A 12,014-nucleotide genomic window follows, 5' to 3' on the forward strand; every position below is an offset into this window, starting at 1 on the left:
GCGCCAGCCATTGCCGCGAACGCGGGGGCGGCGCCGGTATTAGCGATCGCCATCATGCCGAAGGCTGCACCGACCGAAGCCACCGCGACCACCGCGGTGACCACGGCGATCAGCCGCCACAGCGCGCGCGTCTGCGCGCCGCGCACCACCTCCCGCGCGACCACACTCTGCAGCGCCAGCGCAGGCACCGACAGCACCAGCATCGCCGCAGACAGCACGGCAAACTCGCCAAAACCGGCCGGGCCCAGGAGGCGGCTGGCAGGAAGCTGCACCGCATAGGCGAGCAGATTTGCCACCAGCGAGCCCGCCGTGACCACCCCAAGGGAGCGGACAGCACCGGGCGGCCGGGTCCTGCGGGCGTCGGGCATGACGACCAGTTTGCCTTGCCCGGTGCGCACGCCTCCGATCACCGTCCCCTACCCGCGGATGCAGCGGTCAGCCGCGTATAGACTGGTGGGCGAGGTACGACACCGAACCCCTCACCGAACCCGACCCCGCCGTCGAACCGGGCTCCCGCATTGATCCGGTATTGGCACGCAGTTGGCTTCTGGTGAACGGCGCCCAGCAGGACCGCTTCGGCGCCGCCTCCCGCTCGCGGGCCGACATTGTGATCCTCGACATCGAGGACGCCGTCGCCCCCAAAGACAAGCTGGCCGCCCGCGACAACGTCGTGAACTGGATGAACGACGGGCATTCGGACTGGGTTCGGATCAACGGTTTCGGCACCCCGTGGTGGGCCGGGGACATTGACGCCCTCGCCACGACGTCGGTGGGCGGCGTCATGCTCGCGATGGTCGAGTCCGTCGACCACATCACCGAGACTGCGCGCCGGCTGCCGAACGTCCCGATCGTGGCACTGGTGGAGACCGCTCGCGGCCTGGAGCGGATCACCGAAATCGCCGCCACCAAGGGCACATTCCGGCTGGCCTTCGGGATCGGCGACTTCCGTCGCGACACCGGGTTCGGCGATGACCCGCTGACCCTGGCCTATGCGCGGTCGCGGTTCACCATCGCCGCCAAGGCGGCGGGCCTGCCTTCAGCGATCGACGGCCCGACCATCGGTTCGAGTGCCCGCAAGCTCACCGAGGCGACAGCGATCAGCGCCGAGTTCGGGATGACCGGCAAGATCTGCCTGTCACCGGACCAGTGCGCCGCCGTCAACGAGGGGCTGTCGCCGTCGCAGGACGAGATCAGCTGGGCCCGCGAGTTCTTCGTCGAGTTCGAGGCGGCTGGCGGCGAGATCCGCAACGGCTCGGACCTGCCGCGTATTGCGCGGGCGACCAAAATCCTGGATCTGGCGCGGTCGTACAACATCGTCTCGCACCAGTACCCGAACACCGACCACCGCCCACCGCCGTCCGACGTGGCAACCCACTATTGACGAGCACACCCCACCGGGCCGCCCGAGGTCGGAGACGGACGCTTGGCGACACGGTGATCCGCCGATCACGTCCGCGTGGCTCGCGGGTGTCAGCGCCCTACTCACCGCACTGATCTGCGGGCCGCTGTTCGGCGGCTATCTGCTGCACCGCGACGCGGTCGCGGTCCCGCAATTCGCGCTGACCCCGGCGGCGTTCGGCATCGACGGCGCACCGCCGCGGGCCGTCCCGCAGGACGGATTCCTCGCCGCGGGCTCCCAATGGATCGACGGCGGCGCCATGGTCGCGACGATCACCGCGTTCGCCCTGCTGGCGGCCGGGCTCGGCTACGGCCGCCTCGCGCAGCGCGTACTGCCCGGTACCGGCACGGCCGGAGCAGTCGCCGCGGCGATCATCGCCACCTGGAACCCGTGGGTGGCCGAACGACTGCTGCAGGGGCAGTGGAGCCTGCTGACCGGCTACGCGGCGCTCGGCTGGATCGTCCGCGCGAGCCTGGACCTGCGCGAGGATCCGGCCCGACGGCGATCCTGGGCCATCCTCACCGGCTGGCTCGCGGTCGCCGGGTTCACCCCGACCGGTTCGATGCTTGCGCTGATCGTCGTCGTCGTCGCGGCGCTCGCCCTCCGCCTTTCGGCCCGACAAACGCTCGCCCTGGCGGCCCTCTGGCTCATCACCGCCCTCCCCTGGCTGGTCGGCACCGCAGTCAGCGACGGCTCATCCGGACACGTGGGGGGCGCGGCGTCGTTCGCGGCGCGCGCGGAGACCGGCCTGGGAACCCTCGGCTCAGTCCTCGGTCTGGGCGGTATCTGGAATGCCGACGCGGTCCCGGCCAGCCGCGGCTTCTGGTGGGCGGCGGTGGCGACGGCATGCTTCTTGCTCGTCGTGATCGGCGGCGCCATCGCTGTGCGGCGGACCGCACCGGGACTGCCACTCCCCGCCCGGTCACTGACCAAAGCCCTCGGCATCCTTGCGCTCACCGCCGTCGCGCTCATCGCACTGGCCGCGACCGGACCGGGTCTAGCGGTGCTGGAAGCCGCCCTCACCCACATACCGGGTGCGGGCCTGCTGCGCGACACCCAAAAGTATCTCGCCCTGACGATGCCCTTCGTCGCCCTGGCCGCGGCGGCCGCCGCAGGCTGGCTGCGAACCTGGGTGCCGACCGGCTTCGCAGTCACCGGCATCGCCCTGCTGGTCGTCGCCCCGCTGCCCGATCTGGCGTGGGGCGTCGGCGGCAAACTGCGGCCGATCCAGTACCCAGACGACTACGCCGCGGTGACCGCTCTGGTCGGCCGGACCGAGAGGCCCGGAGGCGTTGCCGTCTGGCCCGCCACGCCCATGCGCGACTACCCGTGGAACAACGGGCCCTCACTCTCCCCACTCCCCCGCATGCTCGACGCTCCCGTCGTGATGGGCGGTCAGCTCCGCGTGGACGACGACGAGCTCGACGCACCGACGCAGCGCACGCGCGAGGTGATCAGCGTCCTAAAGAACGGCGGCGATCCGCCACTGCTCGCCGATCTCGGCGTCGACCTGGTGGTGGTCGAAAACACGGCCGCCCCCACGCTTCTCGCGGAGAACGCGGCACGGATCTATGCGGGCCCCAACCTCACCGTCTATCGGATCGGCGAGGGTGGCGCGTCGTATCCGGCGCCGACCACACTCGCCTGGGTCGCGACCGGCATCGCGCACAGTCTGTGGTTGCTGTGCCTACTCGCCGGACCGGCGGCTCAGCTGACGTCGCGCAAAACTCGCGCAAACTCGTCAGCGGTGGCCGGCCAGGAATAACCGCTGGCCCGCTGCTTCGCGTTCTCGCCGAGCCGAGTGACCTCACCGGGGTCGTCGATCAGCCGCGCCACGACGGCGCTGAGTTCGGCCTGATCAGCGACCAGCACCCCCGTCTCCCCGTCCACGATGGAGTCGGTGAGCCCCTTGGAACTTCGATAGCCGACGGTCGGGACACCGTGCTGGGCGGCTTCAATCACCGCCAGGCCCCAGCCCTCCTTCCGCGAAGGCATCACGTGCACGTCAGCCCGGGCAAGCAAGCAATGCTTGTCAGTTTCATCGACGTAGCCGTGGAACTCCACTCGATCGGAAAGCCCGAGTTCGCGTGTGCGGGACAACAATTCGGTAGACCACCAGCCGTTGCCCACCACATCGAGGTGCACATCCACGCCGCGGGCCCGCAGCGCGACGACCACGTCCAACGCGTGCTCGACCTGCTTGTGCGGCACCAACCTCGAGACCACGATCAGCCGGTAGTGGCGAGCAGGCTGATCGTCGTCGACGATGCCGCCGGGCACCGGATCGATGCCGCCGCGAACCACCGAGATGCGGTCCGGCTCGACGCCGAGGTCAACCAGTTCGGCGGCCGACGGCGCCGAGACGGTGATGTAGTGGTTGCGGCGGTGCACCCACGGCGAAAGTCTCGATTCGATGAACCAGCCGAGCTGGGCCAGGCCCGGTCCGGCCACCGGCCACTGTTCGCGGTGGCAGTGGTGCACCAGCACGACGCTCGGCGCGCGCACGACCAGCCGCGCGAAGAAGGGGACACCGTTCTGGGTGTCGACGACGACGTCCGGGCAATAGCCGGCCAGCCGGCCGATCCCGAGCCGGGCACCGAGCAGGATGCCGAGGATGCGCAGGTAGACGGTGAGGCGGCCGCCGACGCGCAGGACCCGCATGCCGTCGACCATCTGCCGACGGGCCGCACCCGGGTACATCGCGGTGAGGTAGGTGACCCGCGCGCCGCGGGCAGCGAGTTGCGCACCGACCCGTTCCAGGTAGCGCTCGCTCCCGCCGCCCTGCGGGTGCCCGGTGTCGCGCCAGCAGAGCAGCAACACCTCAGTCGGAGAATTCATCGAATCCAGGGTATGCGAGAGTGACAACCATGTCCGCCACCGGATTCGCTCGTCAGGCCACCTGGGGCCGGGCCCGTCGGCTGCTGCACGAGTTCACCTTCGAGCAAACCGAGCCCGATCGCTTCTATTCAGCGCTTGCCGAGGACACCGCGCAGATGGTCGAGGCCCTCTACCCCGAATCGCTGTCCGGTGCCACCGTGCTCGACGTCGGCGGCGGCCCGGGCTTCTTCGCCGACGCATTCACCCGCCGCGGCGCAGACTATCTGTCCGTGGAACCAGATGCGGGCGAGATGCACGCCGCTGGCCTCGATCACCGCACCGCGATCCGCGCACAGGGCGAGCACCTGCCACTGCGCACCGGTTCGGTGGATATCGCGTACTCGTCCAATGTCGCCGAACACACCGCGACGCCGTGGGAGATGGCTGACGAGCTGGTCCGCGTCACACGGCCTGGGGGCATGATCATCCTGAGTTACACGCTCTGGTGGGGTCCCTTCGGCGGCCATGAGATGGGTCTGACCCATTACGCCGGCGGCCATCGCGCGGCGCGCTGGTACACCCGACGCCACGGCAGGCTACCGAAGAACCTCTACGGCGTATCCCTCTTCCCGATCACCGCGCAGGCCGGTCTGCACTGGGCCCGACACGTCGCAGATGCGGAACTGGTGCAGACCTTCCCGCGTTACCTTCCGCGCTGGGCCTGGCCGGTAGTCAACGTGCCCGGCCTCCGCGAGGTTGCCGCCACCAATCTCGTGATGGTGCTCCACAAGTCGGTGTAGCCGCGCTTCGGCGGCGCGACGACGCGGAGACTGCCGCGCGGCGTTCACCTCGTGGGAACGGTAGCGCGGCAGGTGATCGGGCCACCGTTGCCGGTGGACTCGGCGAGGATCGTGTCACCCTGCTTGATCTGGCAGGTCACCTGACCGGACACGACGATGCCGGTCAACTGCGCGGTGTCCCCGGTGCCGACCCTGGCCTGTACCTGCCACGGGGCACCCGCAGTGGCGACCACCGTGTTACCGCTGGACGAGGAGTAGTTCACGGCGATCAGGCCGCCGGTACCAGTGAAGTGGTACGTCACAGTGGTCGGCGTGCCGACCGGAGTGGTCGTCGTCGTAGCGGTGGTGGCCGACGAGGTGGCACTGGTGGTGGTGGTCGACGATGCCGCCGTCGACGTGCCCGGCACCGGCGCGACCGCGTCTTCGGTGCCGTTGACGCTCCGGTAGACCAGGAAACCGGCCAGGACCAACAGCACCAGGGCGAGCAGCGTGATCATCGAGAGCATCACGGTGCGGCCGGTGGTCGACGCGCGGGCCGGCTCTTCCGCGGCGTAGCCGGTGTGGGCGTCGCCCGGCTGCTGCGGTGGCGGAGCAGCCGAGTACGCGTCAGGGCCGGGCGCCCCACTCTGGTACGAACCCGGCTCGTAGGGCTGCTGCCCGTGCGACTCCGCCGGGTAGGCGCCCGTCCCAGCGGACGGATCAATCGGTTCCATCCGCCGAGTCGAGGGGCGTTGCTCATCGTTCCGGTCGTCAGTCATGGTGCCAACTTACCGAAGACCGGTGTTCCTCCATTCGTACTATTCGGTGATCGCCTCGAGTGGTTTGGTGCGGGCCGCCGACACCGCTGGCCACAGCGCCGCGATCACCCCGATCACCGCCGAGCCCAGCAAGGTGATCACGATCAACGGCCACGGAACGGTGATCGCGTCGAAGCCCCAGTGCCGCAGCGCGTGCACCAACGGCAATCCGATCGCCAGGCCCACCACGACGCCGAGCAAGGCACCGAAAATCGCGATATACACCGACTCGAGGTAGATCGTGCGGCGCAACTGCGGACGGCTCATTCCGATCGCCCGCAACATCCCGATCTCCTGGCGTCGTTCCACCACCGACAGCGCGAGGGTGTTGATGATGCCGAGCACGGCGATCACCAGCGCGAGTCCGAGCAGGGCGTACAGCGTCGCCATAATCGAATCAATGATGCCGGTGACGCTGCTCTTGAATTGGTCACGGCTCTGCACCTGCGCGGTGAGAAATGGCTTCACTGCCGCCTCGAGCTGACTGCGCAGTGCGGTCTCGGAGACCCCCGGCTTGCCCTTCACCAGCACCACGAAGCTCATCCGGGCGGCTTCACTCGGGGTGAGCTTGTCGAAGGCGGCGTTACCGATGATCCATTCGCCGAGCGCCGGGTTGTCCTGGTAAATGCCGCTGACGGTGACCGGCACGCGAACGCCCGTCGTCGACGTGAACGACACCGAGTCGCCCACCCGCCAGTTGCGCGAGTTCGCCGTCTGCTGGGAGATCAGCAGGTCGTCGCCGCCCAGCTGATCCGGGCCGCTGACCATGTTGATCACCATCACATCGCTCATCGCGCCGCCGATCGGCGAGGTGATCGCAGTGGTAACGCCGTCGAGCTGGGCGAAGACCATGTCGAAGGCGACGGTGGTCTGCGCGTCGGGAACCGTTGCCACGGCAGCACCCACGGCCGCCGACATCGGTTGCTGATTGGCCGAGACCACGAAATCTGCCCGCAGGTTCTCGTCGACACTCGAGTCGATCATCGTCTTGAACGACGCGCCGATGGTGCCGATCACGACCACCAGTATCAGGCCGATGGTCAGTGCGAACGCCGTCGCGGCACTGCGCCGCGGATTGCGGACGGCATTGGTTCGGGCGAGCTTTCCGACGGTTCCGAAGGGCACTTGCAACACCCGTCCGATACCGCCGACCACCGGCTGCGAGAGCGCCGGAGCGCCCAGCACGACGGCAATGATGATCAGCAACGCCGCGCCGCCGATCAGCAGCAACGCGCCCACACCCTGAGTCACGATCCCGAGAATCAGCAGAACAATACCCACCGCGGCCAACCCAGCGCCGACGATCGTGCGGTTGCGCAATGATCCGGCACCCGGTTCGGCCGCGCTTTGCCGCATGGCTTCCACGGGCGGAATCCGCGACGCCCGCCGCGCCGGGAACCAGGCGCTCAGCAAAGTCACCACGACACCGACGAAGACCGCCGCCAGGATCGCCGCGGGCCCGACCTGAAGGCCCGCCGACGGCAAACCCTGCCCACCGGTGTACGCGTTCATCAGCGCCGCGATACCGACACCAAGCGCCAGCCCGATTGCACCGCCGATGATGCCAACGACCAGCGCCTCCAGCAGCACTGAACGCGAAATGTTCTTCCGGCTCGCCCCGATCGCCCGCAGCAACGCGAGCTCGCGATTGCGCTGGGCGACGATCATCGAGAAGGTGTTATAGATGATGAACGTGCCGACGATCAGGCCAATCGCCGCGAAGGCGAGCAGCACATAGCGCAGCACCGTCAGTACGGTACCGACCTGATCCTTTTGCGCCTGCCGTACCTGGTCACCGGTGCGCACCTGGTAGACCGGATCACTCGTCTGATCCGCGGCGGCCGCCGGATTCAGGGCAGCGTTGACCCGGTCGCGCAGCTGCGTGTCGCTGACACCTGGCACCGCCTTCAGGTCGATCGCCGCAACAAACTTATCGCCGCCGAAGAGCTCTTCGGCCTGCGCCCGCGAGAACTGGACGTTGACAAAGCCGCCGGTCGCGGCTGGCATGTCGACCAGCCCGACGACGGTCACCTCAAGCGGTGCGGCAGTGCCACTGCCCAGCGCGACCACAGTGGTCGAGCCGACGTGCAAGCCGGCCTTCTGCGCTGCCGACGTGTTCACCACCACTTCGCCCGGGGCAGTCGGAGCCCGGCCCTCGACGAGCTTGAGACCCGCATCGTCGATCGCCTCGTTCGCCGGCGTGTATGCCGACCCGATGCTGGGCGCCCCGCCGGTCTGCAGACCCGACCCATCGGCGGCGGCGAGAGTGACTGATCCGCTGTACTCCACTTGCAACCGCGCAATGCCCAGTGCGTCACTCTGCTCGCGCAGTTGCTGCACCACTTGCACCGGGACGCCCGGCGACTGCCGGTTCGCCGCCGACACCTGGGCGTCGACGCCGCGTGCGACGTTCTCGAAGATATTGTCGAAGGAACTCTGAACGGTGGCGGTGAAGACCATCGCAGCGGCCACAAAGCTGGTACCGAGCACCACGGAGAACACCGTGAGCACCAGTCGGAGTTTGTGGGCGGCGAGGCTGCGCAGCGACACCTTCCGCATGACTGAAGAGGCCACGATCAGTGCTCCTCGCCCAGACCGCGCATCACAGCGAAGACATCGTCGGCGGTCGGCGAGTACAGTTCGTGCACCAGCTGGCCGTCGGCCAGGAAGACCACCCGGTCGGCGTACGACGCCGCCCGCGGATCGTGCGTCACGATCACGACGGTCTGGCCGAACTCGTCAACGGCCGCACGCAGGATGGCCAGCACCTCGCCGGACGAGCGCGAATCGAGGTTACCTGTCGGCTCGTCGCCGAAGATGATGTCCGGTCTGCCGACCAGGGCACGGGCACAGGCGACCCGCTGCTGCTGGCCACCGGACAGCTCACTGGGTCGGTGGGTGAGCCGGTCACCCAGACCGAGTCGCGCCACAATCGCGTCGAACCATTCGGCGTCGAGTTCGCGGCCGGCGATGTCCAACGGGAGCGTGATGTTCTCTTTGGCGCTGAGCGTCGGCACCAGGTTGAACGACTGGAAGACGAACCCGATCCGGTCGCGGCGCAGCCGGGTGACCTCTTTGTCGGACAGCCCGGCCAGCGGGACATCTCCGATGGTGACCTGCCCGGCAGTGACATTGTCCAGGCCCGCCAGCGCATGCATCAGCGTGGACTTGCCCGAACCCGACGGCCCCATGATGGCGGTGAACTGGCCGGCATTGAAGTCAATCGTTACATCGCGCAGCGCGTGCACCACGGTGTCGCCGGAGCCGTAGGTCTTGACGATGTTCTTCGCGCTTGCGGCGACGGGTGCCGATGCGGCCTCTGCTGGTTGCGTCATGACAACCACGTTTCCAGATGCACCGGCATGCTGCCAATGGGGGAGCACCCCCAAACTTCTCTGGTTCCGTCCAGCTCGACGGCACACACGATGCACGCGGCCCCGCCGACCGGAGGAAACCGGTGGGCGGGGCCGCGTCGTCGCGACAAATGGTGCCGATCAGGCGGGGCCGATCAGGCGGGGCCCAGTCGTGCGGCCAGGCTGTCGAGCTCGGCCCGCAGGCTGGCCGGCGTCTTCTCGCCGACGAAATCGAACCATTCGGAGATGGACGGGAGCTCGTCGCGCCATTCCGCCGCGTTCACCGCGAGGGCCTCGGCGAGATCCTGCGGCGAAACGTCCAGCCCGGTCACATCGATCTCTTCCGGAGCGGCAACGATGCCGATCGGCGTCTCGACGCCGTCGACGTTGCCTTCGATCCGGTCGACCATCCACTTCAGGACGCGGCCGTTCTCGCCGAATCCCGGCCACAGGAAACGGCCGTCGTCGCCGCGCCGGAACCAGTTGACGTAGAACACGTCCGGCAGCTTGGCACCCTCGCGCTGACCGAGGTTCAGCCAGTGCTGGAAGTAGTCGCCGACGTGGTAACCCAGGAACGGCAGCATGGCCATCGGGTCACGCCGGACCGCACCGACGGTGCCTTCGGCGGCGGCGGTCTGCTCCGAGCCCACCGTGGAACCCATGAAGACGCCGTGCTCCCAGTCGCGGGCCTGCGTGACCAGTGGAACCGTGGTCTTGCGGCGACCACCGAACAGGATCGCCGAGATCGGCACGCCGTTCGGGTCGTCCCATTCCGGGGCCAGCGTCGGGCACTGGCTGATCGGGGTGCAGTACCGCGAGTTCGGGTGCGCGGCCTTGGTGTCGGACTCCGGCGTCCAGTCGTTGCCGAGCCAATCGGTCAGGTGCGCTGGCGGTTCGCCCAGGCCTTCCCACCAAACGTCGCCGTCGTCGGTCAGCGCCACATTCGTGTAGATCGTGTTGCCGGCTTCGATGGTCTTCATAGCGGTCGGGTTCGAGTCATCGCTGGTGCCCGGGGCGACGCCGAAGAAACCGAACTCCGGGTTCACCGCGTACAGGCGACCGTCCGCGCCGAACCGCATCCAGGCGATATCGTCGCCCACTGTCTCCGCGCGCCAGCCCGGGAGAGTCGGCTCGATCATCGCCAGGTTGGTCTTGCCGCAGGCCGACGGGAACGCCGCCGCAATGTAATAGACCTTGTCCTCCGGGCTGATCAGCTTCAGGATCAGCATGTGCTCGGCCATCCAGCCCTCGTCGTGCGCCATCGCCGAGGCGATGCGCAGCGCGTAGCACTTCTTGCCAAGCAGGGCGTTGCCGCCGTAACCCGAACCGTACGACCAAATCACCCGATCCTCGGGGAACTGCACGATGTATTTGTCCGGGTTGCACGGCCACGCCACGTCATCCTGACCCGGCTCCAGTGGCGCACCCACCGAGTGCAGTGCCTGGACAAAGAAGCCGTCGTCGCCCAGCAGGTCCAGCACCGGGGTGCCGACGCGCGTCATCACGCTCATCGACAACACCACGTAGGCGGAGTCGGTGATCTCGACGCCTAGCTTCGGGTCCTCGGCGCCAAGCGGCCCCATGCAGAACGGGATGACGAACATGGTTCGACCGCGCATGCACCCGCGGTACAGCTCGGTCATGGTGGCGCGCATCTCCGCCGGATCGACCCAGTTGTTGGTGGGGCCAGCCTGTTCTTCGGTGGCCGAGCAGATGTACGTGCGCGACTCGACACGGGCGACATCGGCGGGATCGGACAGCGCCAGGAACGAGTTCGGCTTGCGGTCCTCGTTCAACCGGATGATGGTCCCGGCCTCGACCAGATCGTTGGTCAGCGTGTCCCACTCGTCGTCGGTGCCAGCAATCCAGACCACGCGATCGGGCGCAGTAAGTTCGGCGACCTCCGCAACCCAGGCAAGCAATCGTGCGTGATTCGTGGGCGCGCTACCGGCTTCCAGGCCGGGGATCGTCGCAGCGGTCATTGAGCTGTCTCCTCAGTATTGCGGACGCCACACAGTTCACCACGCCTGCGCGGTCGTCCCCCATGCTACCGCCGTAGCCAGGACCATTCCGACGGCCCCGGGTGATCGGGGTCCTAGTCGAGGCGGCCAAGCTGCGTCGGCCGCCATTCGCCGGTCCCCGGATCGAGCGCCGTGACCGCCAAGTCCCCGGTCGCGTCCAGCTCAGTTATGCGATCAACCTGCCCGTCGGAGTCGGTGTCGGTGTACACCGTGACCTGCCCATCGACGCTCCTGGCCAGCGAATCGACGACGCCGTCGGCACTGCTATCTACCTCCGCTGGCCCCAAGTCCCAGACACTCTCCCCCGCGAACACCCACAAATGATCGTCGAGCGCGGCGTCGCTGAGATTTTCCTCACCACAGTATTCCGCGCCATCGGCGTGCGCGCCCATGGCGTCAGCAGCGTCCGGTTCCATCCACTCGTCCATGCCGTAACTCCCCTCTCTAGAGAGTTGGACGCACAGCAGCGCCGTTCGGTTCCACGACTCGCGGGCGAACCGGCAAATCGCGACTGATTTGTGCCTCGGTGACGCTCAGACCGACGGCCACCGCATGTTCGACCGTCCCGCGCATCGCCGCGATGGATTCGCTGGCCTCCCGTCGCAGGGCCGCGCGCGCAGCCCCTTGCCGCCGCACCGCCACCACGCCAGCGGCCACCGCGAGCCCAATCAGCACGGTGAGCACCGTCCCCAATCCACCGAAGCCCGCCCACTCCAGCAGCGGCGCCACCGTCACGCGGCCCGCGCCCAGACCGGCGGACGCTCCAAGCGCCAGCAGCACCAACTCGTCGGCACAGATCCGGCGCCCGACCGCGCCGATCACCGGCG

The 12,014-nt window shown here is 68.1% G+C and carries 9 protein-coding genes and 2 pseudogenes; 3 read left to right on the forward strand and 8 right to left on the reverse strand.

The genetic code is table 11. The annotated features are described in order from the left end of the window. Nucleotides 1-398 (reverse strand): annotated as a pseudogene (locus WAW85_RS06180) (polysaccharide biosynthesis protein); the annotation flags it as partial. A 47-nt stretch (nucleotides 399-445) separates the two neighbouring features. Here WAW85_RS06180 and WAW85_RS06185 point away from each other — a divergent pair. Beyond that, nucleotides 446-1,381, forward strand: coding sequence for an HpcH/HpaI aldolase/citrate lyase family protein (locus tag WAW85_RS06185; protein ID WP_422558764.1), 936 nt, complete (start codon nucleotides 446-448; stop codon nucleotides 1,379-1,381). Next, nucleotides 1,269-3,164, forward strand: coding sequence for a hypothetical protein (locus WAW85_RS06190; RefSeq protein WP_422558757.1), 1,896 nt, complete (start codon nucleotides 1,269-1,271; stop codon nucleotides 3,162-3,164). Before WAW85_RS06185 ends, WAW85_RS06190 begins: the two co-directional genes overlap by 113 nt. Here the strand turns inward: WAW85_RS06190 and WAW85_RS06195 are convergent. Then, nucleotides 3,107-4,237, reverse strand: a complete 1,131-nt coding sequence (locus tag WAW85_RS06195; protein ID WP_422558758.1) for a glycosyltransferase family 4 protein — start codon at nucleotides 4,235-4,237, stop codon at nucleotides 3,107-3,109. The genes WAW85_RS06190 and WAW85_RS06195 overlap by 58 nt on opposite strands. A gap of 29 nt (nucleotides 4,238-4,266) precedes the next feature. On the opposite strand from WAW85_RS06195, the gene WAW85_RS06200 reads away from it, so the two are divergent. Then, on the forward strand, nucleotides 4,267-5,016 hold the full coding sequence (locus WAW85_RS06200; RefSeq protein ID WP_422558759.1) for a class I SAM-dependent methyltransferase: 750 nt from the start codon (nucleotides 4,267-4,269) through the stop codon (nucleotides 5,014-5,016). A 44-nt stretch (nucleotides 5,017-5,060) separates the two neighbouring features. On the opposite strand, the gene WAW85_RS06205 is transcribed toward WAW85_RS06200, so the two are convergent. From WAW85_RS06205 to WAW85_RS06230, 6 genes and pseudogenes are all read right to left on the reverse strand, one after another. Beyond that, nucleotides 5,061-5,774: a hypothetical protein gene (locus WAW85_RS06205; RefSeq protein WP_422558760.1), complete on the reverse strand. Its 714-nt coding sequence runs from the start codon at nucleotides 5,772-5,774 to the stop codon at nucleotides 5,061-5,063. A gap of 39 nt (nucleotides 5,775-5,813) precedes the next feature. Further along, nucleotides 5,814-8,372 (reverse strand): ABC transporter permease, encoded by a 2,559-nt coding sequence (locus WAW85_RS06210; RefSeq protein ID WP_422558765.1) that lies wholly within the window; start codon nucleotides 8,370-8,372, stop codon nucleotides 5,814-5,816. Between the two features lie 17 nt (nucleotides 8,373-8,389). After that, entirely contained in the window at nucleotides 8,390-9,148 is a 759-nt protein-coding gene (locus tag WAW85_RS06215) for an ABC transporter ATP-binding protein (RefSeq protein WP_422558761.1), read from the reverse strand. Between the two features lie 173 nt (nucleotides 9,149-9,321). Then, nucleotides 9,322-11,148, reverse strand: coding sequence for a phosphoenolpyruvate carboxykinase (GTP) (locus tag WAW85_RS06220; RefSeq protein ID WP_422558762.1), 1,827 nt, complete (start codon nucleotides 11,146-11,148; stop codon nucleotides 9,322-9,324). A 113-nt stretch (nucleotides 11,149-11,261) separates the two neighbouring features. Further along, a complete protein-coding gene (locus tag WAW85_RS06225; protein ID WP_422558763.1) occupies nucleotides 11,262-11,615 on the reverse strand; it encodes a DUF6802 family protein in 354 nt (117 codons plus the stop codon). Between the two features lie 16 nt (nucleotides 11,616-11,631). After that, nucleotides 11,632-12,014: pseudogene (locus tag WAW85_RS06230) on the reverse strand (hypothetical protein); the annotation flags it as partial.

This window comes from Gordonia sp. (in: high G+C Gram-positive bacteria) (genome assembly GCF_049299075.1).
GTDB lineage: Bacteria > Actinomycetota > Actinomycetes > Mycobacteriales > Mycobacteriaceae > Gordonia.

Excerpts from the sequence above, each read along its gene's own strand:
- WAW85_RS06225 (WP_422558763.1), bottom strand. The coding sequence starts at position 11,615 with ATGGACGAGTGGATGGAACCGGACGCTGCTGACGCCATGGGCGCGCAC.
- WAW85_RS06200 (WP_422558759.1), top strand. The coding sequence starts at position 4,267 with ATGTCCGCCACCGGATTCGCTCGTCAGGCCACCTGGGGCCGGGCCCGT.
- WAW85_RS06220 (WP_422558762.1), bottom strand. The coding sequence starts at position 11,148 with ATGACCGCTGCGACGATCCCCGGCCTGGAAGCCGGTAGCGCGCCCACG.
- WAW85_RS06205 (WP_422558760.1), bottom strand. The coding sequence starts at position 5,774 with ATGACTGACGACCGGAACGATGAGCAACGCCCCTCGACTCGGCGGATG.
- WAW85_RS06215 (WP_422558761.1), bottom strand. The coding sequence starts at position 9,148 with ATGACGCAACCAGCAGAGGCCGCATCGGCACCCGTCGCCGCAAGCGCG.
- WAW85_RS06210 (WP_422558765.1), bottom strand. The coding sequence starts at position 8,372 with ATGCGGAAGGTGTCGCTGCGCAGCCTCGCCGCCCACAAACTCCGACTG.
- WAW85_RS06195 (WP_422558758.1), bottom strand. The coding sequence starts at position 4,237 with ATGAATTCTCCGACTGAGGTGTTGCTGCTCTGCTGGCGCGACACCGGG.